This window comes from Ruegeria marisflavi (genome assembly GCF_025673445.1).
GTDB classification, from domain to species: domain Bacteria; phylum Pseudomonadota; class Alphaproteobacteria; order Rhodobacterales; family Rhodobacteraceae; genus Ruegeria_B; species Ruegeria_B marisflavi.
The window spans coordinates 1-23,790 of record NZ_JAOVQN010000017.1 but is presented as its reverse complement, the minus strand read 5'-3'; the positions used below and the strand labels follow the sequence as shown (position 1 = coordinate 23,790).

Genomic DNA, 23,790 nt, shown 5'->3' with positions numbered 1-23,790 from the left:
ATGAAACACGTCAAAATCGCCGGCCTCACCATTGGCAACGACCGACCGTTGACCATCATCGCCGGCCCCTGCCAGCTGGAATCCGCCGATCATGCGCAGATGATCGCCGGCACACTGAAGGACGCCTGCGACGCCGTCGGCGCGCAATATGTCTTCAAGGGGTCTTTCGACAAAGCCAACAGAACCTCGGTCAATGCCGCGCCTGCGCTTGGACTCGACAAGGGGCTGGCGGTGCTGCAATCGGTCAAGGACACAATCGGCGTGCCGGTTCTGACCGATGTGCATGAGAAAGAGCAATGTGCCCCTGTCGCCGAGGTCTGCGATGTCTTGCAGATCCCGGCCTTTCTGTGCCGCCAGACTGCGCTGTTGAAAGCGGCCGGTGCGACCGGTGCCGTGGTCAACGTCAAGAAAGGCCAGTTTCTGGCGCCTTGGGACATGCCCAATGTCGCAGCCAAGATCGAAAGTACCGGCAACAGCAACATTCTGCTCACCGAACGGGGGGTCAGCTTTGGCTATAACCGGCTAGTGGTCGACATGCAGTCGCTGCCGGAAATGGCGCGCACGGGCTATCCGGTGATCATGGACGCCACCCATGCGGTGGCGCAACCGGGCGGACTTGGCGGGGCGTCCGGTGGGCAGCGCGAGTTTGCGCCGGTCATGGCGCGTGCCGCGGTGGCGGTGGGCGTGGCGGGCGTGTTCATGGAGACCCACCAGGATCCCGACAATGCCCCCTGTGACGGTCCGAACATGATCTATCTCGATCAGATGCCTGATCTGATCGCCACCTTGATGCGCTTCGATGCCCTTGCTAAGGCAGAGCCCATTCGCATCTAAGAAGAACAAGAGAATTTGACATGACCAAACCCGTTGCCGAGGTGACCCCGAACACCTGGAGTTTTCTGCGCGACGCAATGATCCGGCCCACCGGGTTTCGTGAATACGATGCCCGCTGGAAATACCCCGAAGAGATCAACCTGCCCGGCATGACTGCGCTGGGCCTGGGTCTGGGCACCCAGATACACCGCCGCGGCATCGCGCCGGTGATCGCCGTCGGCAACGACTATCGCGACTATTCTCTGTCCATCAAGAACGCGCTGATCCTGGGCCTGATGCAGGCCGGGATTCAGGTCAAGGACATTGGCCCCGCCCTGTCGCCGATGGCCTATTTCGCCCAGTTCCATCTGGATGTGCCCGCCGTGGCGATGGTGACGGCCAGCCACAACCCCAATGGCTGGACCGGGGTCAAGATGGGCTTTGACCGGCCACTGACCCATGGCCCCGACGAGATGGCGGAACTGCGCGACATCGTGCTGAACGGAGAGGGTTTGGCGCGCCCGGGTGGCTCTTACGAATTCGTCGATGGCGTCAAAGAGGCCTATATCGACGACCTGGTCGGCGATTTCCGCATGTCGCGCCCGCTCAAGGTGGTCTGCGCCACCGGCAACGGTACCGCCTCGGCCTTTGCGCCCGAGATCTTTGCCCGCATGGGGGTCGAGATCGTGCCGAGCCACAACGAGCTTGACTATACCTTCCCGCACTACAACCCCAACCCCGAAGCCATGGAAATGCTGCATGACATGGCCGACACGGTCAAAGCCAGCGGCGCCGATTTTGCGCTGGGCTTTGACGGCGATGGCGACCGCTGCGGCGTGGTCGATGACGAGGGCGAGGAGATTTTTGCCGACAAGGTGGGCGTGATCATGGCGCGGGACCTGTCCAAGCTTTATCCGGGTTCGACCTTTGTGGCCGATGTGAAATCCACCGGTCTGTTTGCCGCCGATCCCGAGTTGAAGAAACACGGCGCCAAGGCCGATTACTGGAAGACCGGCCACAGCCATATGAAACGCCGGGTCAAGGAGATTGGCGCGCTGGCGGGGTTCGAGAAATCGGGCCACTACTTCTTGGCGGAACCCATCGGGCGCGGCTATGACTGCGGCATGCGGGTTGCGGTCGAGATCTGCAAGCTGATGGACCGCAATCCGGACATGTCCATGTCGGACCTGCGCAAGGCGCTGCCGCGCACCTGGTCGACACCCACCATGTCGCCCTATGCCGCCGACACCGAGAAATACGCGATCCTGAAGCGGCTTGTGGAGAAACTGGTGGCCAAACATGCCGCTGGCGACAGCTTTGCCGGGCGTGCCATCAAAGAGGTGGTCACGGTGAACGGCGCCCGTGTGATCCTCGACAACGGCTCCTGGGGGCTGGTGCGCGCTTCGTCTAACACGCCGAACCTGGTGGTGGTCTGCGAAAGCAGCGAAAGCGAAGACGAGATGCGCGCCATCTTTGCCGAGATCGACGCGGTGATCCGCACCGAGCCGGGCGTGGGCGACTACGACCAGACGATCTGACCCACAGGCAGGGGGCGCTCCCGCCCCCTCTCCCCTCTCTGACGAGAGGGGAGAGGCGTTGGGCCGGGCCGCGCCTGCGGCGCGGTGATCTTTTGCGAGGCGCTGCCTCGCGCTCCGGAGTATTTTCAACCAGAAAGAAGCCGCGACCGGTTCTGCCTTTCGGTCCGCCCCAAATCTTCCGTGTGCAGCAGTTCATGGGGCGGAGCCTCTCTAGTTCTTACCCAGGAGCTTGAGCAAACCTTTGGTTGTCTCCTGTTGCAGCCGGTCCTTGATCAGCTCTTCGACATCCTGCCCCGGCTGGATCTCGGTATCGAGTTCCTCTCCAAGCTTGCGGCGCAGCTCATCCTTGGCCTTTTCTTCGACCTGCTCCGCATTGACGCCCGTGGCCTTTTCGATGACCTGGGTCAGATCGGGGCGTATGGCCGGGTTTGCCCAAGGCCCGACGATCCGCACCGGCACCGCCAGCCCCTGGCCCGCGTTGGCACGCAGCGCGACCGGGGTGAAGAGATAGTCGATGTCCCGGGCACCGAGGCCCACCCGGCCCTCGCCATTGGCCTTGTAATTATCGAGCAACATCAGCAGGTCACCGTTGAACAGGTTGCCCTTTTCGATCTTGTAGCTGGCGGTAAGGCTGTTGAACACCGTCGTGCCGCCGCCGCCCGCGCCGCGCTCCATCAGGTTGTCGAGATCGATGCCCGAGATTACGCCCTGCCCCATTTGCAGACCGCCCTCGCCGGACAAGGAGCGCATCAGCGCATCCTCGCTGTTGCCAACGGCCAGAAACTTGAGCGTGCCCGATGCCGGCCCCGCGAGCCGCTGAACACCGGCGAGGGTGGACAGCGCGTCGCGCATCTCGACCGCATCGGCGCGAATGTCTCCCGCTACCGACAGTCCATTGCGGTTGTTGGCGACCAGCTGTCCGGTGATCTGGCCGGAGAACAAGGAGACCGGCTGCATCGCCAGCACGGCGCGGCGCTGATCCAGCGAAACAGTCAGATCGCTTGGTCCCAGGTTCAGCCCCGGAAGCGCAATCGACTGTGCAACCAGCCTGACCGAACCGTTGGCCAGAGCCAGCGGCGAGGCGTCGATGGGTACCGTGGACCATCCGCCTGCACCAGATGCCGCGCCGCTGCTGGCAGCGGTCGTGGAAAGGCCGGTGAGGTCCAGAGCACCGGCCGCAAGCTTTGCGGTCACTTGCGGCGGATTGGCCACGGTGATGTCCGCAGCCCCGGTCAGGCGGTTGCCGTCGATATCCATTGCCAATTCGCGCAGCGCAAGCTGACCGTTGGCGGTATAGGTGATCTGGGCGCTGACATCGGCCTTTTGCCCCAACCCACGCGGCAGGGTGATCCCGGACTGGCCAAAGGCCGCCAGCATACGGGCGCTGTCCGTTGTGGACAGGCTGGCCTTGCCCGACATGTCACCGCTGAGTGCGGCGTGACCATCAAATGCGATCTGGGTATCGGGCGCCCTCATCTGTATCTGCAAGGCGGCAACACGGCCCGCGGAGAAGGCCGGTAGATCCGGCAAGGTGAGATCGACGTCAATCGCATCGACCCCAAGCGGCAGCCTCGCCTGCAACCGCAGCGGCGCATCGGGGGACGGCCAGGCGGCGGTGATGCCCACATTGGCAAAGTCGAGCCTGGTTTGGGCCTCTTCGATCAGAATCAGGCGGGCGTTCTTCAGCTCCAGCCTGTCGAGGGTGATCAGCCGCGCTTGCTGTGCCGGCAGGGCCGTCCCGGCCTGGGGCGCTTGGTCGCCTTCAGGGTCAAAGGCCCAATTGACCCGGCCCTGAGAGCTTTCGAGCCGCAGCAGCGGGTCCTCGGCCACGATTCCGGTGATGCGGACATCCCCGGCCAGCAGCGCCGGTGCGTTCACGCCGATGGCCAGGCTGCTTGCCGTCAGCATCGGCTGCTCGCCGGCCCAGGGCGCATTTCCCAGCACGACAGGCCCGGTTTCAACCCCCAGAACTGGCCAGAAAGTGAGGCGAACATCACCGCTAAAGCTGAGTTCCCGGCCAGTTTGTGCCCTGATCTGATCTGCCGCGAGACGCGCAAGCTTGTCCCCCGGCAGCAAGAGAATAACCCCGACCAGCCCGACCGCCGCCAGGATCAGTGTGATCGCAATGCGCACCAGCCACTTCATGTGCCTGCTCCCGTATTCATGTGTGCCTCGATATGGCAAACGGACCCCGGTTGGACAATATTTGCAAGGAGAAGAGTTCCCCTCTATATGCGCGCCATGAGCACAAACCCACCGAACCTGCGGCCCGACCTGGCGCCTGCCGCCCGCCTTACCGATACGACCCGTCCCGGCCAGCCGACAATCGGCATGGTCTCGTTGGGTTGCCCCAAGGCATTGGTCGACAGCGAGCGTATCCTGACCCGGCTCAGGGCCGAAGGATATGGCATTTCTCCTGATTATTCGGGCGCCGATGCCGTGATTGTGAATACCTGCGGGTTTCTCGACAGCGCCAAGGCCGAAAGCCTGGAAGCGATCGGCGAGGCGCTGAAGGAAAACGGCAAGGTGATCGTGACCGGCTGCCTGGGCGCCGAGCCGGAATACATCACGGGCGTACACCCCAAGGTTCTGGCCGTCACCGGGCCGCATCAATACGAACAGGTGCTGGACGCGGTGCACGGAGCGGTGCCGCCCGATCCTGATCCGTTTGTCGACCTTCTGCCGACCTCGGGCATCAAGCTGACACCCCGGCACTATAGCTATGTAAAGATTTCAGAGGGCTGCAATCACAAGTGCAAGTTCTGCATCATCCCGGACATGCGCGGGAAACTTGCAAGCCGGCCGGCACACGCGGTACTTCGCGAGGCGGAAAAACTTGTGGATAACGGTGTGCGTGAACTTCTGATTATCTCTCAGGACACAAGCGCTTATGGGCTCGACCGAAAGTATGATGTGAACCTGTGGAAAAACCGTGAGCTGCGCAGCCATATCACCGATCTGGCACGCGAGTTGGGGCAACTCGACGCATGGGTGCGGCTGCATTATGTCTACCCCTATCCCCATGTGCGGGACCTGATTCCCTTGATGGCCGAGTCAGCCTCCAACCTGTTGCCATACCTCGATATTCCGTTCCAGCACGCGCATCCTGACACGCTGCGGCGCATGGCGCGCCCGGCCGCCGCCGCAAAGACACTGGACGAGATCGCAGCCTGGCGGGAGGTCTGCCCTGACATCACCCTGCGCTCCACCTTTATCGTCGGCTATCCGGGTGAAACCGAAGAGGAATTCCAGACGCTGCTGGATTGGATGGACGAGGCGCAGCTCGATCGCGTGGGATGCTTCCAATACGAAAACGTGGCCGGTGCCCGCTCGAACGACCTGCCCGATCACGTGCCCGAAGAGGTCAAGCAGGACCGCTGGGACAGGTTTATGGAAAAAGCGCAGGCAATTTCCGAGGCCAAGCTGGCGGCCAAGGTCGGCCGGACCATGCAGGTGATCGTTGATGAGGTTGACGACGAGGCCGCCACATGCCGCACCCAGGCGGACGCACCCGAGATCGACGGCAACCTGTTCATTGACGAAGATTTCGAAGGGCTGAAACCCGGCGACATCGTAACGGTCGAAGTTGACGAGGCTGGCGAGTATGATTTGTGGGGACATCTAAGATAGAAAAAGATTTTCAGTTCTTCCAAAAGGCCGAAAACTACAGGCTAGCACTCGGGACTCTGCAATCAGACTTTCCTGATTGGCGAACGGAACTGCCGGACTTAGCTTTTGCGAACGACTGCGTTCTTTCAGCAGTGGTCTCAGTCTTCGAACGGTCGCAATGTATCTGCCCTCTCAATGTCGATGAAGGTACACTACGTCGCTCTGCTGTCGCAGCCGCCATGTTTCAAAACATCTCACTCGTAGAAACAGCGGTTTCAAAGGCGCAATACGTAGGTGCATCTGCTTTAATCAGGCAGGAAATTGAAGGTGTTGAGGTCCTCCGAGGAATCCTTGCCGGAAAACAAAAAGATGGTGCTACACCACGCTTGAAGGCACTCAAGTTCCTTGGGAGGGTTTATAGCCAACTGACGGGCGTCAGTCACTTGTCTCTAAACGAAGGAATTACCTACCTAACCGGTGGAAGCCCGTTCTCTTACGAACCTCGTTATGACAAGACGTATGCGGAGCTGTTAATGAATTGCCATGTTCTAGCAGTGCATGGGCTAGCCACTGTCACAGCCTTCGACATTAGAGGTTTCGAAAAAGACCATTTGACGGTTTCTGAGGAAAATCACCTCGCTCTGGCTCTGACGGTGCTGGGAAAAAACGGTTTCCTTCGACTAAAGCTTCCGCAACCAAACCGCTAGTCATTGTTATTTGACTTCAAGCTAGTAAGACGAATTCTGAGCATAGCGGTTCAGTTTCAGAGGTATAGGGCAGGTACTTGCTCTTTTCTCATCCTTTTCCTGCCCTGGACCCGCGCTATCGTGAAGTTCACAGACATCCACCACACAAAGGAACAGTTACATGTCCGACAGCCCTGAAATCGCGCAAAAAGCCCCCTTTCCGGTCGAAGTGACCGAGGGAAAGACCTATTTCTGGTGTGCCTGCGGCAAATCTCAAAAGCAGCCATTCTGCGACGGGTCACACAAGGGGTCCGAGTTTTCGCCGGTGAAATACACCGCGGAGGCCGACAAAAAGGTGTTCTTTTGCGGCTGCAAGCACTCGGACAAGTCGCCGCTGTGCGACGGCAGCCACAAAAGCCTGTAATCAGCGCAGGCGGTTCAGCAGGTCGGCATTGACGCAGAATTCAGGCGCGGTCCGCGCACTGCAATTCTGCGTGGCCAGCCAGTGCTGGCATTTCTCGCTGCAATCGGCGGCACGGCATCGGGTCACAACCTCGGCATAGTCGTTTTCCGTCACCTTGCCCTGCACCATGGCCTCGGTGAAACTGACGCCCATTGACCGCGCGACCGAGCGGGTCAACCAGAAATGTCGTTCGATATCGCCCAGGGGTATTTGTGGCATCGGAGGCTCCCTCAACGATGGGTTAGGGCTGCAACCGGCCAAGCAGGTCGCGGTTGCGGCAGTATTCGGGTGTCTGCAAGGCCCGTTCGCGCGAGGCCAGCCAGCCCGAGCAGTGTTCCGGATTACTGCATTGGGTGCAGGACAGGACCGCGTCGGTGATCTGGTCGATGCTCAGCTTCCCCTGAATCGCAACTTCTTGCAGATCATGCCCCAAGGTACTGGCCATGCTATCGAACAACTGGGCGTGGTGCTTCAGGATTTCACGGTCGGCCATGTGAACCTCCACGGTTAGGGCGTTTCAATGGAACAACCCTAACTTACCAATCGGCAGACATGCCTTGACTCAGGTCAAGATGCGATTCCGAGGTGATCGAGATAGGCCCGGGTCGCGTCCTGGACCCTGCGGAAGCGGTCGCCACCCAGTTTCTTGCCGCCGTACCAGCGGGTTACAACGATCACATGATCCGTCAACCCGGCCCGTTCCATCATCCGCAGAATGACCATGGCCGCGCCGGTTTCACCGTCGTCAGCCTTGAGCGCCCCTGTGGGCAACATGGCCGCCCAGGTGTTATGGGTGGCCTTGGCATAGGCCCGGTCCGATTTCAGCGCCGCCAGAACGGTGTCGACCTCTTCCCGGCTGTGAACGGGCGCGCCGCTGACCGCGTATTTCGATCCTCGATCGGTCAGCACCACGCCCAGCCGGGTCGGGTCACTCATTGGACAAGACCCAGATTGGCCGCCGTCCTCTGCACCACCTGGATGCGCGAGGCATTCGGCGGATGCGTTCCAAGGAAGCGGTCGCCCGGATCGGGAATACGCGAGAAGAAATGTGCCCCGATCAAGGGGTTATACCCCGCACGATAGGTAATCAGCGTGCCCAGCTCATCGGCTTCCAGCTCGTAATCCTTGGAATAGGTGCGCGATCCGACTAGGGCGCCGACCTGGGTCGCGGCGTCGATGGCCGAGGCATTGCCACCGGTCAGACCGGCCAACCCGGCAAACACGATGGCCCCGGCGGCCGCGTTCGCCTGTTGCCGGGCCAGGTGACCGCGAATGTGATGGGCTGCTTCGTGCCCCATGACAAAGGCCAGCTCGTCCGGATTGCGGGCGCTGTTGATCATGGCGCGGGTAAAGATGATCACCGGGCGGCCATCCTTGTCCACGGTCTGATAGGCGTTCACCGGCGCGCGCGGGTTGGGATCGACCTCGATCCGGAAATCGCAACGCATACCACTGGTGCGGCGCTGGCATTCGTTCACCGCCACCGGTCGCAGGCTGGCGCTGACCCGCGAAAACGCCGCCTGTGCGCTGGCGGGGCTCATCGCCGGGCCGCTGGGCACAGGGGCCAGGGGAACCGGTGCCGACGTTGGGGCCGGCGCGTCGCAAGCCGACAGAACCAAAGCAATCAAAAGCAGGAGCCGACGCATGTACAACCTCGTTAAAGTCCGTCGGGGACAGATTTAAACCTTGTCGCGCGAAGCTTCCAGCCTTGCCGCTGCTGCCCGCTTGCAATGGCGGCAGTCCGCCGCCACTCTGGCCTTATGTTTACCATCGAACACGAATTCGACTCGACCGTGATCACCCTTGTCGACGAGGGTGAAACGCCCTTGCTTGAGGACGTCGTGATCAACTCCTTTGCGGAATGCGTCACGCTGGAACAATACGACCCGCGCACCGATGCTATGCAAAAGATCACCCTGTCGCCCGAACAATTGCGCGATCTGGCCGCGGCACTGGACCTGCCCGAAGGGGTCTATCAATTGCGCGAGGTTCCCCCGGACGGCTAAGCCCTTGTAAATACAAATGTCTTGTCCCGTGCAGTATGACCGCGGCGAAGCTGCAAGCGGCTCGGCGCCACGCCCATGGCTCGCGCCAGTAACTGTCGCACGGCCTCGTTGGCCTTGCCGTTTTCGGGCGGCGCCGTGACCGTGATCCGCAAACCGCCATCATCCTCGGTCAGGCCGTCCCGCGCCGCCTTGGGCGTGACGCGCACGGTGATCTCAGCGTTCTCTTGCGCGAGATGGGACAGGTCCGGCAGAGATTTGACTTTGGGTTTGGCCATACCCGGTTCTTACACCGTCTGGCTAAAAACCCCAAAGCCTGGAACGCATCAGAACCACTCTTCGCCCCGCGGTCCCAGATAGTAGGCTTTAGAAGCCGCTCTTGCCGTGCTGTCCCTTGGGGCGACTGGCGGGGCGAGGTTGCCCGGAAGCGGTTCAATCGTCTGGGGCGCCCCGGCGGGGGGATTTGGCGCGATTGTACAGGCAACCAGACTGCCCAATGTCAACAAGATCGGAACAAGCGGTTTCATAAGAGCCTCCTGCGATTACAGCCATCATGTTAACAGCCCGTCGCGACAGAACACCGCCGAATGCGGGACTTCACGCAGGATTTACCCTTGAAACTCGGGCTGCGGTGTCCGAGATACGAAAGGGTCAATATGTGAAAAGGATTTACATATGCCGCCGCGCAACGACGCCGCCCTCGATTTCCTGCTGAACCGCCGGTCCCGCCCGGCCAAGACCTTGACCGCGCCGGGGCCCTCTCGCGCCGAACTATTGCCGATCCTGACCGCTGCGGCGCGCAGCCCCGACCATGGCAAGCTGGAACCTTGGCGGTTTATCGTTCTGGAACAAGGCGCTATGCCGCGCTTGGCCGAGCTGGCCGAACGACGCGGCCGGGACCTGGCGAAGTCTGACGAGGACGTGGTCAAGGGGCGGGCGCAGTTCGATCAGGGCGTCCTTGCTGTGGCCGTGATCGAGGTGCAGAAGGACAGCCCCAAGATCCCGGCGCTGGAGCAGACCTATTCCACAGGGGCCGTGTGCCTTGCCTTGTTGAACGCGGCGCTGGCTTCGGGCTGGGGTGCCAACTGGCTCACCGGCTGGGTGGCGCATGACCCGGTGTTCTGTACCGAAGGTCTGGGGCTGGTCGAGCATGAGCGGGTGGCGGGGTTCATTCACATCGCGACCGAAACCAGCGCTCCGCCAGACCGGCCGCGCCCCGATCTGGACGCCATCACACGCTGGGTTTCGGAATGATCATCCTCAATTCCTTTTTGCTGGCCCTGGGCCAGATCGGTGATACGCGCTTTCGCAAGGTTCTGATGCTTGGCGTCGGCTTGACCTTTGCCCTTCTGGTCGCCGTCTATGCCGGTTTTTTATGGCTTATCAATGCCTTGGTCGGCCCCGAGGTCACCTTGCCCGTGCTGGGCGAGGTCACTTGGGTGGGCGGCTTGCTGAACGTTTCATCGCTGATCTTCATGATGGTCCTGTCGGTGTTCCTGATGGTTCCTGTGGCCTCGGCGATTACCTCGATGTTTTTGGACGAGGTTGCGCAAGCAGTTGAAGACAAACACTATCCCGGACTGCCGCCGGTGGCCAAAGTGCCGTTTGGCGATGCGCTGAAGGACACGGTCAACTTTCTGGGCGTGCTGATCACGGCGAACCTGCTGGCCTTTATCCTCTATGCGTTCCTGGCGCCCTTCGCGCTCTTCATCTTCTGGGGTCTGAACGGATTTCTGCTGGGGCGGGAATACTTTACGCTGGCAGCGATGCGCCGGGTCGGACGTGACGGCGCGCGCAAACTCCGGTCACAGCACATGCTAACGATCTGGGCGGCGGGCATTCTGATGGCAGTGCCCTTGTCGGTTCCATTGGTGAACCTGCTCATCCCGATCCTGGGGGCGGCCACGTTTACGCATATCTTTCACGCGGTGACAGCCGAGCGCTGACCAAACCGCCCGATCCGGTCAGTACGTCGAATTGACCGTTTTGTACCGGATTGGGACGGTGTATTGGCCGTTTTGTACAGGCCTCCGCCCCGGCATCCGGGTGCGTCGATTCGACCGCCGCTCACTCCAGCGGCGGCATCACCTTGAGCAAGTTGATGTCATCGACTGTGATCCAGCCCGACAGGATGATCCCGGCGATCACGCACCAGAGCACCACCGATATCCCGGTGGTGATCCAGGCCTTGCGCTTGAGATAGTGGTGTTCGGGGGCGCCGGCATGGGTTCCGGGCACGATTTCGCCCAGATCGCCCTGGGTCCTGACCCGGATCGGCAATACGATCAGGAAGGTCATGAACCAGATGACGGAAAACAGCACCAAGGCTGATGTGATCGACATATGCGCCCCCTCGTTGGTCTACCCGAATATGGGTCAGACCTGCTCCAGTTCCACCAGGCAACCGTTGAAATCCTTGGGATGCAGGAACAGGACCGGCTTGCCATGGGCGCCGATCTTGGGCTCACCTGTGCCCAGCACGCGGGCGCCGGTGGATTTCAGGTGGTCGCGCGCGGCCAGGATGTCGTCGACCTCGTAGCAGACATGGTGGATGCCGCCCGAAGGGTTCTTGTCGAGAAAACCCTGGATCGGGCTGTTCTCGCCCAGCGGATAGAGCAGCTCGATCTTGGTATTGGGGAGTTCGATGAACACCACGGTGACGCCATGGTCGGGCTCGTCCTGCGGTGCGCCGACCTTGGCGCCCAGAGCGCTGCGGTATTGTTCGGACGCGGCGTCGAGATCTGGCACGGCAATAGCGACATGGTTCAAACGGCCGATCATGATCATCCTCCAGGCTGTATCGGGTTGGCTGTCTTATGCGGGTTGCGGGCCGGTGGAGCAAGTGCGCCATATTGCCCATTAACCTGTCATTAGCCCTCGTGACCTAGCGTTGAGTGTGTCTGCTGAAGGAACATGCTCATGGATGATTCTGATCCCTTTGCCACCCCGCACCGCCTGCCGACCAGCACCCGGCCCCTGTTGGGCCTGACGATCCTGGTTGTCGAGGACAGCCGTTTTGCCTGCGAGGCGATGCGGCTTTTGTGTCTGCGCAGCGGCGCCCGGATCCGCCGGGCCGATTGCCTGAAATCCGCCCGGAGGCACCTGCAAATCTATCGTCCCTCGGCCATCGTGGTGGATATGGGGCTGCCGGACGGGTCCGGCGCCGACCTGATCGAGGAACTGGCCCAGACCACCCCTCGGATTGGCGTGATTCTGGGGACATCGGGCGATCTGGACGGCGAAGACGCTGCCATGGAGGCGGGCGCGGACGGTTTCCTGCCGAAACCGGTTTCGTCGCTGGCAGCTTTTCAGGCCGCGATCCTGACCCGGCTGCCGGCCGACCGCCAGCCATTGGGGCCTCGGTTGCTCTTTGACGAGGAGATCCGGCCGGACCGGCTGGCCTATCAGGACGACATGGCCCATGTGGCCGACATGCTGAGCGAGCGCAACGACGGGCGAACGCTGGACTATGTCGCGCAGTTCCTGCTGGGCGTCGCCCGCAGTGGCGAGGATCATGTGCTGGTGTCGGCGGCACAGTCGCTGGCGCGCACCCGGGCGCGCGGCGCGCCGGTGACGGCGGAAACCGCGCGGGTCGCGGGCCTGGTCCAGGAGCGGTTGCAGCAAAGACAGGTGATCTGAAATGCCCAGTCATACCGGGCCGGGTGCGGCCGGTTCACAAAGCTTGCAAACACGAAAAAGGGGGCGGTTGCCGCCCCCTTGGGTTCCGGTCTGATTGCTGGCTCTTTGGAGCGGTGTTCGGACGAACCGAACCGAAGATGCCCTGCCGCGCCTATGGCATTCTCGGTGCATTCCGATAAGGCAGCTCGATTTGGTTCTAAAACACCTTAATCGCGCGGGAGGACGCGCAGGCCCAGTTCCATCAGCTGATCCGAGGTTGGATCGGAGGGCGCGGCCATCATCAGGTCCTCGGCGCGCTGGTTCATCGGGAACATGATGACCTCGCGGATATTGGCGGTATCGGCCAGCAGCATCACGATGCGGTCGATGCCCGCGGCACAGCCGCCGTGCGGCGGCGCGCCGTAGTGGAAGGCATTGAACAGAGCGCCAAAGCGGGCCTTGACCTCGTCCGCGCCGTATCCGGCCAGCTCGAACGCCTTGAGCATGATCTCGGGCTTGTGGTTGCGGATCGCGCCCGACACCAGTTCATAGCCGTTGCAGGCGAGGTCGTACTGATAGCCGCGCACCGCCATCGGGTCGCCGTTCAGCGCCTCCATCCCGCCTTGCGGCATCGAGAAGGGGTTGTGTTCAAAGTCGATCTCGCCGGTTTCCTCGTCGCGCTCGTAGATCGGGAAATCGACGATCCAGGCAAAGGCAAAGCGATCGGTATCGGTCAGGCCCAGTTCGGCGCCGATCACGTCGCGCGCCTTGCCCGCGACCTTTTCGAAGGACTTGGGCTTGCCGCCGAGGAAGAAGGCGGCATCGCCCACGCCCAGACCCAGCTGCTGGCGGATCGCCTCGGTACGTTCGGGGCCGATGTTCTTGGCGAGCGGCCCGGCCGCTTCCATCCCGTCGGCACCATCGCGCCAAAAGATGTACCCCATACCCGGCAGGCCCTCTTTCTGGGCAAAGGCGTTCATCCGATCACAGAACTTGCGGCTGCCGCCGGTGGGGGCGGGAATGGCGCGGATCTCGGTGCCTTCCTGCTCCAGGAGCTTGGCGAAGATGGCAAAGCCCGAGCCACGGAAATGCTCGGAACAATCCTGCATCCTGATCGGGTTGCGCAGGTCGGGCTTGTCGGTGCCGTACCATTTGGCGGCATCGGCATAGGCGATCTGCGGCCAGTCCTGCGGCGCGTCCACCTTGCGGCCGCCGCCGAATTCCTCGAACACGCCCGCCAGCACCGGCGCGATGGTGTCGAACACATCCTGCTGGGTGACAAAGCTCATTTCCAGGTCGAGCTGGTAGAAATCGGTGGGCGAACGGTCGGCGCGCGGGTCCTCGTCGCGGAAACAGGGGGCGATCTGGAAATACTTGTCAAAGCCCGAGACCATGATCAGCTGCTTGAACTGCTGCGGCGCCTGCGGCAGCGCGTAGAAGCGGCCCGGATGCAGGCGCGAGGGCACCAGGAAGTCGCGCGCGCCCTCGGGCGAGGAGGCGGTGATGATCGGGGTCTGGTATTCGCGGAACCCCTGCCCCCACATGCGGCGGCGCATCGAGGCGACCACGTCCGATCGCAGCGTCATGTTGCGCTGCATCGCCTCGCGGCGCAGGTCGAGGTAGCGATAGCGCAGGCGGGTTTCCTCGGGGTATTCCTGGTCGCCAAAGACCATCAGCGGCAGTTCGCCTGCGCGGCCCAGCACCTCGAGATCGCGGATGAAGACCTCGACCTCGCCGGTGGGCAGGTTCGGGTTGACCAGGCTGGCGTCCCGGGCCAGCACCTCGCCGTCGATGCGGATGCACCATTCGGAACGGACCTTTTCCAGCTCGGCAAAGACCGGGCTGTCGCCGTCGGCGATCACCTGGGTGATGCCATAATGGTCGCGCAGGTCGATGAACAGCACGCCGCCATGATCGCGCACCCGGTGGACCCAACCGGACAGGCGGACGGTCTCGCCGACATTGGCGGCGGTCAGGGCGGCGCAGGTGTGGCTGCGATAGGCGTGCATCGGTGATATCCCTTCGGGCGGAGAATTGGTCGCGCCGATACACCGCGATAGGCGGAGGAAGTCAAGGCCGCGCCGCGCGCAAGCGGGGTTTGTGGCGTATTCGCCCAGAATTTACGGGTCGGTGGGGCGCAGCCGCCCATCGTTGACCTGTCCTTGCTGACAGGTCGCCGCCTATTGGGCCGCACTGCGGGTGCTTCGAGGCGAGCGGGAGCGCTCCCTGCTCAGGTCAGCGTGTGGCCCCGGTCGCCGGTCGCCTCGCGCCAGTGCTTGCGGCAGAGCGAGACATAAGTTTCGTTGCCGCCGATCTGCACCTGTGCGCCTTCAGTGATCGCCCGGCCCTCGGCGTCCTGGCGGATGACCATTGTCGCCTTGCGGCCGCATTTGCAGATCGTGCGCACCTCGCGCACTTCGTCGGCCAGCGCCAGAAGCATGGCCGAGCCCGGAAACAGCTTGCCCCGGAAATCGACGCGCAGGCCATAGGCCAGCACCGGAATGTCCAGATCGTCAACGGCCCGGGCCAGTTGCCAGACCTGTTCGGGGCTAAGGAACTGCGCCTCGTCGACAAAGACACAGGCAATAGGGCCTTGCCCTATCCTGGCGGCAATCATGGCAAAGACGTCATCCGCAGGTGTAAAGATATCGGCTTCGGCCTCGATCCCGATGCGGCTGGCGATGCGTCCGTGCCCGGCGCGCCCGTCGATCGCCGCGGTCAACAGATAGGTCTGCATGCCGCGCTCGCGGTAATTGTGCGACGCCTGTAGCAACACGGTCGATTTGCCAGCGTTCATGGTCGAGAAATTGAAGTACAGTTTTGCCATGCAGGCGGTGTATTCGCTCGGGCAAGTCAGGGCAAGATATCTGGTCGGCACCGCCTCCGCTTTGTTCCTGTCCGAGGTTACACCTCTGGGGATGGACTGCGAATCAAAGACGGAAACGGTGCCTTCTGCCACCAGGGCAGACCGTTCGGAACACTAATGCGTATCCTGAACCACTCACTATTGGCGCATAACGATCGCCACTCGTAGGTATCCCAACTATCCTTTGGGATAGAAAAAAAATGGCATTTCCCTGTTAAGAAGGTTATGGGAAATTTCCCCGTAGTTTCCCCCGGAGATCACGGCGGTAAAAAACAGGACGGAAGGGGCGAGGATGGCGGACATTGGGGCATATCTGAAGAAGCATACCGAAGCCTTGGTCAAGGATGTCGGGATCGAGGCTGCCTGTTCCCTGACCGGCAAGTCCAAGGCTACCCTTGGGCGGTATTATTCAGACAATCCCGAGCATTCAGACCGTTTCATGCCGGTCGATGCCGTGGCCCAGCTTGAGGCCGCCGCCGACTATCCGCATGTCACCTCGGCGCTGGCCGAATTGCGCAACATCACGCTCAGCTATTCAGGCCGGAACGACAACGACACGCGGCGGGGCGGTGTCAATGCCGATGTCATCGCGCTGAGCCAGAGATTCGCCATGCTTATGAGCGAATACCAATCCGCGATCGAGGACGGGATCATCACGGTGAACGAGGCCAAGCGGCTGTTGAAGGAAACGGTTCAGTTGCAGCAGGTCCTAATCGACATGAAGCTGCATCTGGAAGAGGAAAGCACCAGCTGAGGCCGGGGGCCACACCCGCGGCCCGATCGGCGCTTGCCGAGCGCTATCTGCGGTTTGCCCGGGTCGAGGCAGAGGGGCATTCGCCGCTTTACACGGACTGGGCGCGGCATGTGGCGGGATCGGCACGGGCGCTTGCCTTTCTCGGAGATCTGCAGCCTGACCGGCGTCAACCCAACCTCTTCTTTGCAGCGCTGCGCCTGGTGGGCGGGTTGCCACGGACCGAGGCCGCATTTGACGATATTCTGACGCGCGAAGGCGATGCCATCGCGGCGGTGATGCGGGCGCGCCGGACCCAGACCAACGAGCCGGGGCGCTGTGCCTGTCTGCTGCCGCTCTTGGCGCGGCTCGACGGGCCGCTGGCCCTGATCGAGGTCGGCGCTTCGGCCGGGCTTTGCCTGCTGCCCGATCACTATGGTTATGACTGGGGGCGGGCTCGGCTCGATCCGCCAGGCGGATCCGGGGCACCGGTGTTTCCATGCCGTGCAAATGCCCGCGCGCCCTTGCCCGAGAGCTATCCCGATATCGTCTGGCGGGCGGGGCTGGACCTGTCGCCGCCCGATTTGGGGGACGCCGGGGATGTGGCCTGGCTTGAGGCGCTGGTCTGGCCGGAACAGACCGACCGGCTGGCGCGGCTGCGTCAGGCGGTTGCGGTGGCCCGCCAGGCGCCACCACCTGTGGTGGCGGGTGACCTGACCCGTGATCTCGAGGCGCTGATTGCCCAGGCGCCCGCTGATGCGCGGTTGGTGGTGATGCATTCCGCGGTGCTCACCTACGTCAGTGACCCTGACGCCCGGGCGGATTTTGCCCGGCTGATGCGGTCACGCGATCTGCACTGGATCAGCAACGAGGCGCCCGGCGTCTTTCCCGACCATGCCAAGAGGCTGACCCCGCGCGAAGACATGTTCCTGATGGCGCTGGACGGTCACCCCGTCGCCTGGACCGGCCCACATGGGCAGAGCCTGGATTGGCTTTAGAGGCTCGTGGGAGGGCCGGATTGAGCGCGCAGCCCCCAGAAACCGGGCCGTTGTGCTGGCGCTCAGATCGCTTCTTCACGTCATATGCCGCCGCACGATCACCGAGCCCACGGAATAGCCCGCGCCGAAGGAGCAGATCAGGCCCAGATCGCCTTCGGTCAGATCGTCGGAGTTCTGCGAAAAGGCGATGATCGAACCGGCCGACGAGGTGTTGGCATAGTCTTGCAGGATGTTGGGCTGTTCGCCCGGTTCCGGCTCGCGGCCCAGAACCTTTTTGCCGATGAAATCATTCATTGTCTTGTTGGCCTGATGCAACCAGAGCCGTTTCAGATCGGTATTGGCCACGCCCTCGGCCGCCATGTGATAGGCGATATGCTGGCTGACCATCGGCAGCACTTCCTTGAACACCTTGCGGCCGTTCTGCATGAACTGCATGTCGCGGCGGTCCTGCATCCCGTCGGGGCGCGAGCGGCGCAGGAAACCGTTGTTGTTGCGGATGTTGTTGGAGAATTGGGTGGCGCAGCGGGTCGAGAGGATCTCGAAATGCGGACCCTTGGCGTCCTCGATGCGTTCGATCAGGGTGGCGGTGGCCACATCGCCAAAGATGAAGTGGCAATCGCGGTCGCGCCATTCCAGATGGGCCGAGCAGATCTCGGGGTTGACCACCAGCGCCGAGCGGATGGATCCTGCGCGGATCATGTCGGCGGCGGCCTGGATGCCGAAAGTGGCCGAGGAACAGGCCACGTTCATGTCGAAGGCGAACCCTTCGATCCCCAGCGCTTGCTGGATCTCGATCGCGACCGCCGGATAGGCGCGTTCCAGGTTCGAGGCGGCGCAGATCACCGCGTCGACATCGGCGGCCGTCTTGCCCGCCTGCGCCAGCGCCTTTTTCGCCGCATCCCCCGCCATCTCGGTCATGATGCCCGGCTCGTCATCGTCGCGCTGACGCAAGAGCGGGTGCATGACCGCAGGATCGAGCACACCGGTCTTGTCCATCACATAGCGGTTCTCGATCCCGCTGGCCTTGACGATGAACTCTTCCGAGGAGTGCTGCATCGGTTCCATCTCGCCTGCGGCGATGGCCCCGGCATTCTCGGAATTCATCCGGTCGGCATAGGCGTTGAAGGCCGTGACCAGCTCGGCATTGGTGATGACGTTCGGCGGCGTGAACACACCGGTGCCGGTGATCGCAGGTCTGAACATGTAAAAGTCCTCGAAAAAGGGGTTTGCCCAAAATGCAGGCGAAACCCGTTGCAATCAAGGGGATTGCCCCAAGGGAAACCGGGCCAAACGGGCGATATTTCAGTTCTGATATTGAATGTTTCATTTTTTGAAGTACATCACAGGACGAAACAGGGGGCTGCCCGATGACCGACCACGATTCTCCTCCACCAAAGACCTATCCGCCCGAAATCGAGGCGATGATGGGTGTCTATGCGCTGTACTGGAAACTGGAAGAGGTGATTGCCAGCGAGGTGGTCGAGACCGGCCTCAGCCGTCCCGAGGCGCATATGCTGATCAAACTCGGCACACCGATGCGCATGGGGGTGCTGGCGCGCGAGATGCTGGCGCTGCCCTCGACCATCACCGCCACGGCGGATTCGCTGGAAAAAGCGGGGTATCTGACCCGCAGCCGCGACCCCGACGACCGCCGCGCCTGGCTGTTGGAGCTGACGCCCGAGGGCCGGGCGCTGCGCGCCGAGTTTGTCGCCGATGCGGGCGCGCTGTTTCACGAGGTGTCGGGGCTGGATGCCTGCGAGACCGAGGAATTTGCGCGGCTGGCGCGCAAGATTCGCCTGACCATCCTGGAAACCGGACTATCCGAAGGGTTCAAGACATGAGATTTCTTTTTGCGTTGGGCACCGTCCTGAGCCTTGCCGCGGCCCCCTTGGCTGCGGACACGCCCGCCAAGCCGGTCAAGTTGATGGTGGTGAGCGAGGCCGCGCCCGGGTTTTCACGCCAGTTCTTTGGACAGGTGGCGGCGCGGCGGACGGTTGATCTGGCCTTTCAGGTGGCGGGGCAGATCGTCGAATTTCCGGTGAACGAGGGCGTATTGCTGCCAAAGGGCAGCCTGATCGCGCGGCTGGATCTGGAGCATTTCGAGCTGCAACTGGATCGCGCCCGGCTGCAAAAGGAACAGGCCGACCGCACGGTGGCGCGGCTGAGCCGGCTCCAGGGGACCACGGTCAGCCAGGTGTCGCTGGACGACGCGGAAACCAATGCGCAACTGGCCGCCATTGCGCTGCGTGATGCGGAATATGCGCTGGAACATGCGACGCTGACCGCGCCCTTTGACGCGCTGATCTCGCGCCGCAACGTGGCGGCCTTTACCACAGTAGAGGCGGGGACGCCGGTGGCGCGGATCCATGACATGTCGGAGCTGCGGATCGAGGTGGACGTGCCAGAGATCCTGTTCCAGCGCGCGGGCGAACCCGAGGATGCGCGCATTACCGCGAAGTTTCCGGCCTCGGATCAGGAGTTTCCGTTGCAGATCCGCGAGTTCGACGCCGAGACATCAAGCGTCGGCCAGACCTTCCGCATCAATTTCGGCTTTACCCCGCCGCCCGATCTGAACGTGTTCCCCGGCTCGTCGGTGACGGTGAATGTGCGGGTTCGGGATGGCGAACCGGGCATCGCGGTGCCGCCCTCGGCGATCATCGCCGATGCGGGCGGCGTTCCTGGCGTGATGATCTTTGAGCCCACCGGCGCCGATGCCGGGACGGTGCGGCGGCAGGCCGTCGAGATCGCACCGCTGCCGGATGGGGCGGTGCGGGTGCTGTCGGGGCTCGGCGAAGGGGATGAGATCGTCAGTGTCGGCGGTGCCAGCCTGAACGACGGGCAATCGGTGCGCCGGTTCACCGGCTTTGGCAACTGAAGGGCCGGGTCATGAACATCGCGCGCCTGTCGATTGAAAAGCCGCTTTATACCTGGCTCATCATCCTGATTTCGCTGGTTGGCGGCATCTGGGGCTTTGTCACGCTGGGCCGGCTGGAAGACCCGGCCTTTACCATCAAGGAGGCTGTTGTTGTCACCCACTATCCCGGTGCCACCGCCGAACAGGTGGCGCTGGAGGTTTCCGAGCCGTTGGAATCCGCGATCCAGAAGATGGACGAGGTAGCAACCATCACCTCGGTCAACCAGCCGGGGCAATCGCTGATCTCGGTCGAGATCAAGTCGACCTATGACGGGGGCGCGCTGCCCGCGATCTGGACCAAGCTGCGCGCCCGTGTGGGCGATGCTGCCCGCGCCCTGCCCGATGGGGTCGGCGCGCCTTTTGTCGATGACAGTTTCGGCGATGTCTATGGCCTGTTCTATGCGGTGACCGCACCGGGATACAGCGATGCCGAGCAGCACGAGCTGGCCACATGGCTGCGGCGCGAACTGTTGGCGGTGAGCGGTGTGGCGGGGGTTGAGGTGGCCGGTCTGCCGGACGAGGCGATATTCGTCGAGCCCGATCTGGCGCTGTCGGTGAACCAGAACGTGCCGGTACAGGCAATCGCCAACGCCATTGCCACCGCCGATTCCGTGCGCGACGCGGGCACCCTGCGCAACGGTGACGGCAAGACCGCGATCCTGCGGCCCGAAGGCTCGGACAGTGTGGACGCCATCGCCGGGCTGTCAGTGGGCACGCAAGGCAAGGTGATCAACCTGTTCGACATGGCGCAGGTGCATCGGGGGCGTCAGGCTGACCCCGACCTGATCATCCGCCATAACGGGGGTGAGGCGTTCACGCTGGGCATAGCGGGGCTGGCGACCGAGAATATTGTCGAGGTGGGCCAACGGGTGGATGCAAGGCTGGCGGAACTGGACGGCGATATCCCGGCCGGTGTGACGCTGGAGCCGATCTATCAGCAGCATGTGGTGGTCGAGGAGGCGAGCAATGCTTTCCTCGTCAACCTTGCCATGTCGGTGGCCATCGTGGTGGCGGTGCTGGCGCTGTTCATGGGCTGGCGCGCGGCGGTGGTGGTGGGGGCGACCCTGCTCTTGACCGTGGTGGGCACGCTTCTCTTCATGGCGCTGTTTTCCATCGAGATGGAGCGCATCTCGCTGGGGGCGCTGATCATCGCCATGGGGATGCTGGTGGACAATGCCATTGTGGTGGCCGAGGGGATGCAGATCGCCATGCTGCGCGGCAAGCCCTCGCGCGCGGCCGCCGACGAGGCGGCGGGCAAGACGCAGATCCCGCTGTTGGGCGCCACCGTGATCGGGATCATGGCCTTTGCGGGCATCGGCCTCAGCCCCGATGCGACGGGCGAGTTTCTGTTCTCGCTCTTTGCCGTGATCGGTATTTCGCTGCTTTTGAGTTGGGTGCTGGCGCTGACGGTGACGCCGCTTTTGGGACATTACTTCTTCAAGCAGGGGCATGCGGATGCCGCCGATGCCTATGGCGGGCCGCTGTTTCGCGCCTATGCCGCCACTTTGCGCGGCGCGCTGCGGATGCGCTGGCTGGTGGTGGTGGGGCTGGTTGCAGTGACTGCGGCCTGTTTCGCGGGTTTTGGCCTGATGAAGCAGCAGTTCTTTCCCAATTCGAACACGCCGATGTTCTTCGTGCATTACAAGCTGCCGCAGGGCACGCCGATCGAGACCACCGCAGGCGATCTGGCCGAGGTCGAAGCCTGGCTGGCCGAACGCCAGGATGTGGTGGCTTACACCACATTTGCCGGGCAAGGCGCGACGCGCTTCATGCTGACCTATGCGGCGGAAAAGCCGAACCCGTCTTACGGGCATATGATCGTGCGAACGGCGAGCATTGAGGATATTCCCGCGCTTCAGGCCGATCTGGAGGCGTTTGGCACCGCAGCCTTCCCCGAGGGCGAGTTCCGCACCAGGCGGCTGGTCTTTGGCCCCGGCGGCGGCGACCCGATCCAGGTGCGGTTCTCGGGGCCCGATCCGACGGTGCTGCGGCAATTGGCCGATACTGCTATGGCAGAGATGCGCGCGGCCTCGGGCGATATCACCGGTGTGCGGTCGAACTGGTACGAGCAGGAACTGGCGCTGCGCCCCATCTATGCCACCGAGCGGGCGCAGATCGCGGGCGTCAGTCGCGACGATATCGCCGACATGCTGCGGTTTTCCACCGATGGCATCACCAGCGGGGTGCTGCGCGAGCGGGACCGGCTGATCCCGATCATCGTTCGCCGCCCTGCCGATGGTCCCTATTCCATCGTCGATCAGGTGGTCTATTCACCATTGTCGGGGAAATTCGTGCCAGTCGAACAGATGGTGGACGGGTTCGAATATGAGGCGGTCAACACGCTGGTGCATCGTCGCGACAGGCTGCTGACGGTGACCGTGGGTGCCGACATTCCCGCCGATCTGACCGCAGCCCAGGTGCATGCAGAGGTGCGCCCGGTCATCGAGGCGATCCCGCTGCCGCCGGGCTATCGGATGGAATGGGGCGGCGAGTTTGAGGATTCTGCCAAGGCGCAGGCGAGCCTGGGCAAGCAATTGCCGCTGAGCCTGTTGATCATGGTGCTGATCTCGATCCTGTTGTTCAACGCGATCCGCCAGCCGGTGATCATCTGGCTGCTTGTTCCAATGTCAGTGAACGGGGTGGTGATCGGTTTGTTGGGCACCGGGTTGCCGTTTACCTTTACCGCGCTTCTGGGTCTGCTCAGCCTGTCGGGCATGCTGATCAAGAACGGCATCGTGCTGGTCGAGGAGATCGACCTGGTCCGGGCCGAGGGCAAGCCGCTGCGGGATGCCATTGTCGAGGCCTCGGTGTCGCGGATCCGGCCAGTGATGATGGCCGCCGTTACCACCATTCTGGGCATGGCGCCGCTTTTGTGGGATGCGTTCTTTGTCTCGATGGCGGTGACGATCATGGGCGGGCTGGCATTCGCCACCGTGCTGACCCTGATCGCGGCGCCGGTGTTCTATGACCTGTTCTTTGCCCGCGAGGCGCGGGCCGAGGGCTGAGCGATTCGAGCGCGGGCGTCAGGCGCCCGCGTCCTCTGCCGCGTCGTAGTGGTAGAAAAAGCAGGAGATCTTGTTGCCATCCGGGTCGCGCAGATAGGCCACGTAGAAATCCGGCCCGTAGTAGGGCCGGGTACCCGGCGCGCCCGCATCCGTGCCGCCATGGGCGAGGCCAGCGGCATGAAAGGTGCGCACCTGCGCCGCGTCGCGGGCGGGGAAACCCACCATGGTGCCATTGCCGGTGCTGGCGGGTGAACCGTCAAACGGCGCGCAAACCCAGAAGCCGGTGCCGCTGTCGTAGTCCTGGCCCCAACCGGCCCAGCCTTCGGGCCAATCCGGCAGGCGGGGCTGATCCAGCACGGCGAAGACCGCGTCATAGAACCGGACCGCGCGGGCCAGATCATTGGTTCCGAAGGTGGTGTAGATGTTCATTGGGGCCTCCGCTAGAATGCCAGTAGATAATGCACTCTGGACTAGGGTCTGTTGAGATTCAGGATTCCCATCTGGTCTAGGTTCTGATTCAAACTCCCAAAAGGGAGGTCTGAATGGA

Annotated in this window: 26 protein-coding genes; 14 read left to right on the top strand and 12 right to left on the bottom strand. The window is 62.6% G+C overall.

The features are described 5' to 3' along the window. A complete protein-coding gene (gene kdsA, locus OEZ49_RS15900) occupies positions 1 to 834 on the top strand; it encodes a 3-deoxy-8-phosphooctulonate synthase (RefSeq protein WP_263389240.1) in 834 nt (277 codons plus the stop codon). A 20-nt stretch (positions 835 to 854) separates the two neighbouring features. Continuing rightward, positions 855 to 2,351, top strand: coding sequence for a phosphomannomutase/phosphoglucomutase (locus tag OEZ49_RS15895; protein WP_263389239.1), 1,497 nt, complete (start codon positions 855 to 857; stop codon positions 2,349 to 2,351). A gap of 210 nt (positions 2,352 to 2,561) precedes the next feature. Here OEZ49_RS15895 and OEZ49_RS15890 read toward each other — a convergent pair whose 3' ends face one another. Next, on the bottom strand, positions 2,562 to 4,496 hold the full coding sequence (locus OEZ49_RS15890; RefSeq protein ID WP_263389238.1) for an AsmA family protein: 1,935 nt from the start codon (positions 4,494 to 4,496) through the stop codon (positions 2,562 to 2,564). A 96-nt stretch (positions 4,497 to 4,592) separates the two neighbouring features. On the opposite strand from OEZ49_RS15890, the gene rimO reads away from it, so the two are divergent. The 3 genes from rimO (at position 4,593) to OEZ49_RS15875 (ending at position 7,070) form a co-directional block, all read left to right on the top strand. Then, positions 4,593 to 5,981, top strand: coding sequence for a 30S ribosomal protein S12 methylthiotransferase RimO (gene rimO, locus OEZ49_RS15885; protein WP_263389237.1), 1,389 nt, complete (start codon positions 4,593 to 4,595; stop codon positions 5,979 to 5,981). Next, positions 5,963 to 6,667: a hypothetical protein gene (locus OEZ49_RS15880; protein ID WP_263389236.1), complete on the top strand. Its 705-nt coding sequence runs from the start codon at positions 5,963 to 5,965 to the stop codon at positions 6,665 to 6,667. Before rimO ends, OEZ49_RS15880 begins: the two co-directional genes overlap by 19 nt. Before the next feature lie 160 nt (positions 6,668 to 6,827). After that, positions 6,828 to 7,070, top strand: coding sequence for a CDGSH iron-sulfur domain-containing protein (locus OEZ49_RS15875; protein WP_263389235.1), 243 nt, complete (start codon positions 6,828 to 6,830; stop codon positions 7,068 to 7,070). Here OEZ49_RS15875 and OEZ49_RS15870 read toward each other — a convergent pair whose 3' ends face one another. The 4 genes from OEZ49_RS15870 to OEZ49_RS15855 form a co-directional block, all read right to left on the bottom strand. Continuing rightward, entirely contained in the window at positions 7,071 to 7,328 is a 258-nt protein-coding gene (locus OEZ49_RS15870; protein WP_263389234.1) for a DUF6455 family protein, read from the bottom strand. Positions 7,329 to 7,350: 22 nt separating this feature from the next. Beyond that, entirely contained in the window at positions 7,351 to 7,602 is a 252-nt protein-coding gene (locus OEZ49_RS15865) for a DUF6455 family protein (protein WP_263389233.1), read from the bottom strand. A gap of 74 nt (positions 7,603 to 7,676) precedes the next feature. Then, positions 7,677 to 8,045, bottom strand: coding sequence for a YigZ family protein (locus OEZ49_RS15860; protein WP_164132961.1), 369 nt, complete (start codon positions 8,043 to 8,045; stop codon positions 7,677 to 7,679). Further along, positions 8,042 to 8,755, bottom strand: a complete 714-nt coding sequence (locus OEZ49_RS15855; RefSeq protein ID WP_263389232.1) for a M48 family metalloprotease — start codon at positions 8,753 to 8,755, stop codon at positions 8,042 to 8,044. Before OEZ49_RS15855 ends, OEZ49_RS15860 begins: the two co-directional genes overlap by 4 nt. Positions 8,756 to 8,869: 114 nt before the next feature. On the opposite strand from OEZ49_RS15855, the gene OEZ49_RS15850 reads away from it, so the two are divergent. Beyond that, positions 8,870 to 9,115 (top strand): hypothetical protein, encoded by a 246-nt coding sequence (locus tag OEZ49_RS15850; protein ID WP_263389231.1) that lies wholly within the window; start codon positions 8,870 to 8,872, stop codon positions 9,113 to 9,115. Here the strand turns inward: OEZ49_RS15850 and OEZ49_RS15845 are convergent. Next, a complete protein-coding gene (locus tag OEZ49_RS15845) occupies positions 9,112 to 9,390 on the bottom strand; it encodes a DUF167 domain-containing protein (RefSeq protein ID WP_263389230.1) in 279 nt (92 codons plus the stop codon). The genes OEZ49_RS15850 and OEZ49_RS15845 overlap by 4 nt on opposite strands. Positions 9,391 to 9,787: 397 nt before the next feature. Between OEZ49_RS15845 and OEZ49_RS15840 the strand changes: the two genes are divergently transcribed. Further along, positions 9,788 to 10,366 carry a nitroreductase family protein gene (locus tag OEZ49_RS15840; RefSeq protein ID WP_263389229.1) on the top strand — a complete coding sequence of 193 codons (579 nt, stop codon included), beginning with the start codon at positions 9,788 to 9,790 and terminating at the stop codon, positions 10,364 to 10,366. Next, positions 10,363 to 11,058, top strand: a complete 696-nt coding sequence (locus tag OEZ49_RS15835) for an EI24 domain-containing protein (protein WP_263389228.1) — start codon at positions 10,363 to 10,365, stop codon at positions 11,056 to 11,058. Before OEZ49_RS15840 ends, OEZ49_RS15835 begins: the two co-directional genes overlap by 4 nt. A 121-nt stretch (positions 11,059 to 11,179) precedes the next feature. On the opposite strand, the gene OEZ49_RS15830 is transcribed toward OEZ49_RS15835, so the two are convergent. Together OEZ49_RS15830 and mce are read right to left on the bottom strand one after the other, a co-directional pair. Further along, positions 11,180 to 11,455, bottom strand: coding sequence for a DUF1467 family protein (locus OEZ49_RS15830; protein WP_263389227.1), 276 nt, complete (start codon positions 11,453 to 11,455; stop codon positions 11,180 to 11,182). Positions 11,456 to 11,488: 33 nt separating this feature from the next. After that, a complete protein-coding gene (gene mce, locus OEZ49_RS15825) occupies positions 11,489 to 11,893 on the bottom strand; it encodes a methylmalonyl-CoA epimerase (RefSeq protein ID WP_263389226.1) in 405 nt (134 codons plus the stop codon). 138 nt (positions 11,894 to 12,031) lie between these two features. Between mce and OEZ49_RS15820 the strand changes: the two genes are divergently transcribed. Continuing rightward, complete coding sequence (locus OEZ49_RS15820; RefSeq protein ID WP_263389225.1) at positions 12,032 to 12,751, top strand: response regulator; 720 nt, start codon at positions 12,032 to 12,034, stop codon at positions 12,749 to 12,751. A gap of 206 nt (positions 12,752 to 12,957) precedes the next feature. On the opposite strand, the gene aspS is transcribed toward OEZ49_RS15820, so the two are convergent. Both aspS and OEZ49_RS15810 read right to left on the bottom strand, forming a co-directional pair. Continuing rightward, positions 12,958 to 14,739 carry an aspartate--tRNA ligase gene (gene aspS / locus OEZ49_RS15815; RefSeq protein ID WP_263389224.1) on the bottom strand — a complete coding sequence of 594 codons (1,782 nt, stop codon included), beginning with the start codon at positions 14,737 to 14,739 and terminating at the stop codon, positions 12,958 to 12,960. Between the two features lie 221 nt (positions 14,740 to 14,960). Then, positions 14,961 to 15,557: a thymidine kinase gene (locus tag OEZ49_RS15810; protein ID WP_263389223.1), complete on the bottom strand. Its 597-nt coding sequence runs from the start codon at positions 15,555 to 15,557 to the stop codon at positions 14,961 to 14,963. A 331-nt stretch (positions 15,558 to 15,888) separates the two neighbouring features. Here OEZ49_RS15810 and OEZ49_RS15805 point away from each other — a divergent pair, with 331 nt between their 5' ends. Together OEZ49_RS15805 and OEZ49_RS15800 are read left to right on the top strand one after the other, a co-directional pair. Next, entirely contained in the window at positions 15,889 to 16,350 is a 462-nt protein-coding gene (locus OEZ49_RS15805; RefSeq protein WP_263389222.1) for a hypothetical protein, read from the top strand. Then, positions 16,347 to 17,324, top strand: a complete 978-nt coding sequence (locus tag OEZ49_RS15800; RefSeq protein WP_263389327.1) for a DUF2332 domain-containing protein — start codon at positions 16,347 to 16,349, stop codon at positions 17,322 to 17,324. Before OEZ49_RS15805 ends, OEZ49_RS15800 begins: the two co-directional genes overlap by 4 nt. A 75-nt stretch (positions 17,325 to 17,399) precedes the next feature. Here OEZ49_RS15800 and OEZ49_RS15795 read toward each other — a convergent pair whose 3' ends face one another. Then, complete coding sequence (locus OEZ49_RS15795; RefSeq protein WP_263389221.1) at positions 17,400 to 18,527, bottom strand: beta-ketoacyl-ACP synthase III; 1,128 nt, start codon at positions 18,525 to 18,527, stop codon at positions 17,400 to 17,402. A 164-nt stretch (positions 18,528 to 18,691) separates the two neighbouring features. Here OEZ49_RS15795 and OEZ49_RS15790 point away from each other — a divergent pair, with 164 nt between their 5' ends. From OEZ49_RS15790 to OEZ49_RS15780, 3 genes are read left to right on the top strand one after another with little or no spacing between them, the layout of a single operon-like run. Next, a complete protein-coding gene (locus tag OEZ49_RS15790) occupies positions 18,692 to 19,165 on the top strand; it encodes a MarR family winged helix-turn-helix transcriptional regulator (RefSeq protein WP_263389220.1) in 474 nt (157 codons plus the stop codon). Further along, positions 19,162 to 20,199 (top strand): efflux RND transporter periplasmic adaptor subunit, encoded by a 1,038-nt coding sequence (locus OEZ49_RS15785; protein WP_263389219.1) that lies wholly within the window; start codon positions 19,162 to 19,164, stop codon positions 20,197 to 20,199. The genes OEZ49_RS15790 and OEZ49_RS15785 overlap by 4 nt, the downstream gene beginning before the upstream one ends. Before the next feature lie 11 nt (positions 20,200 to 20,210). Next, positions 20,211 to 23,243, top strand: coding sequence for an efflux RND transporter permease subunit (locus tag OEZ49_RS15780; protein WP_263389218.1), 3,033 nt, complete (start codon positions 20,211 to 20,213; stop codon positions 23,241 to 23,243). Positions 23,244 to 23,261: 18 nt separating this feature from the next. On the opposite strand, the gene OEZ49_RS15775 is transcribed toward OEZ49_RS15780, so the two are convergent. After that, positions 23,262 to 23,672, bottom strand: a complete 411-nt coding sequence (locus OEZ49_RS15775; protein WP_263389217.1) for a VOC family protein — start codon at positions 23,670 to 23,672, stop codon at positions 23,262 to 23,264. Positions 23,673 to 23,790: the final 118 nt, after the last annotated feature.

Coding starts and splice junctions, on each gene's coding strand:
- kdsA (WP_263389240.1), top strand. CDS start 1: ATGAAACACGTCAAAATCGCCGGCCTCACCATTGGCAACGACCGACCG.
- OEZ49_RS15895 (WP_263389239.1), top strand. CDS start 855: ATGACCAAACCCGTTGCCGAGGTGACCCCGAACACCTGGAGTTTTCTG.
- OEZ49_RS15890 (WP_263389238.1), bottom strand. CDS start 4,496: ATGAAGTGGCTGGTGCGCATTGCGATCACACTGATCCTGGCGGCGGTC.
- rimO (WP_263389237.1), top strand. CDS start 4,593: ATGAGCACAAACCCACCGAACCTGCGGCCCGACCTGGCGCCTGCCGCC.
- OEZ49_RS15875 (WP_263389235.1), top strand. CDS start 6,828: ATGTCCGACAGCCCTGAAATCGCGCAAAAAGCCCCCTTTCCGGTCGAA.
- OEZ49_RS15870 (WP_263389234.1), bottom strand. CDS start 7,328: ATGCCACAAATACCCCTGGGCGATATCGAACGACATTTCTGGTTGACC.
- OEZ49_RS15865 (WP_263389233.1), bottom strand. CDS start 7,602: ATGGCCGACCGTGAAATCCTGAAGCACCACGCCCAGTTGTTCGATAGC.
- OEZ49_RS15860 (WP_164132961.1), bottom strand. CDS start 8,045: ATGAGTGACCCGACCCGGCTGGGCGTGGTGCTGACCGATCGAGGATCG.
- OEZ49_RS15855 (WP_263389232.1), bottom strand. CDS start 8,755: ATGCGTCGGCTCCTGCTTTTGATTGCTTTGGTTCTGTCGGCTTGCGAC.
- OEZ49_RS15850 (WP_263389231.1), top strand. CDS start 8,870: ATGTTTACCATCGAACACGAATTCGACTCGACCGTGATCACCCTTGTC.
- OEZ49_RS15845 (WP_263389230.1), bottom strand. CDS start 9,390: ATGGCCAAACCCAAAGTCAAATCTCTGCCGGACCTGTCCCATCTCGCG.
- OEZ49_RS15840 (WP_263389229.1), top strand. CDS start 9,788: ATGCCGCCGCGCAACGACGCCGCCCTCGATTTCCTGCTGAACCGCCGG.
- OEZ49_RS15835 (WP_263389228.1), top strand. CDS start 10,363: ATGATCATCCTCAATTCCTTTTTGCTGGCCCTGGGCCAGATCGGTGAT.
- OEZ49_RS15830 (WP_263389227.1), bottom strand. CDS start 11,455: ATGTCGATCACATCAGCCTTGGTGCTGTTTTCCGTCATCTGGTTCATG.
- mce (WP_263389226.1), bottom strand. CDS start 11,893: ATGATCGGCCGTTTGAACCATGTCGCTATTGCCGTGCCAGATCTCGAC.
- OEZ49_RS15820 (WP_263389225.1), top strand. CDS start 12,032: ATGGATGATTCTGATCCCTTTGCCACCCCGCACCGCCTGCCGACCAGC.
- aspS (WP_263389224.1), bottom strand. CDS start 14,739: ATGCACGCCTATCGCAGCCACACCTGCGCCGCCCTGACCGCCGCCAAT.
- OEZ49_RS15810 (WP_263389223.1), bottom strand. CDS start 15,557: ATGGCAAAACTGTACTTCAATTTCTCGACCATGAACGCTGGCAAATCG.
- OEZ49_RS15805 (WP_263389222.1), top strand. CDS start 15,889: ATGGCGGACATTGGGGCATATCTGAAGAAGCATACCGAAGCCTTGGTC.
- OEZ49_RS15795 (WP_263389221.1), bottom strand. CDS start 18,527: ATGTTCAGACCTGCGATCACCGGCACCGGTGTGTTCACGCCGCCGAAC.
- OEZ49_RS15790 (WP_263389220.1), top strand. CDS start 18,692: ATGACCGACCACGATTCTCCTCCACCAAAGACCTATCCGCCCGAAATC.
- OEZ49_RS15785 (WP_263389219.1), top strand. CDS start 19,162: ATGAGATTTCTTTTTGCGTTGGGCACCGTCCTGAGCCTTGCCGCGGCC.
- OEZ49_RS15780 (WP_263389218.1), top strand. CDS start 20,211: ATGAACATCGCGCGCCTGTCGATTGAAAAGCCGCTTTATACCTGGCTC.
- OEZ49_RS15775 (WP_263389217.1), bottom strand. CDS start 23,672: ATGAACATCTACACCACCTTCGGAACCAATGATCTGGCCCGCGCGGTC.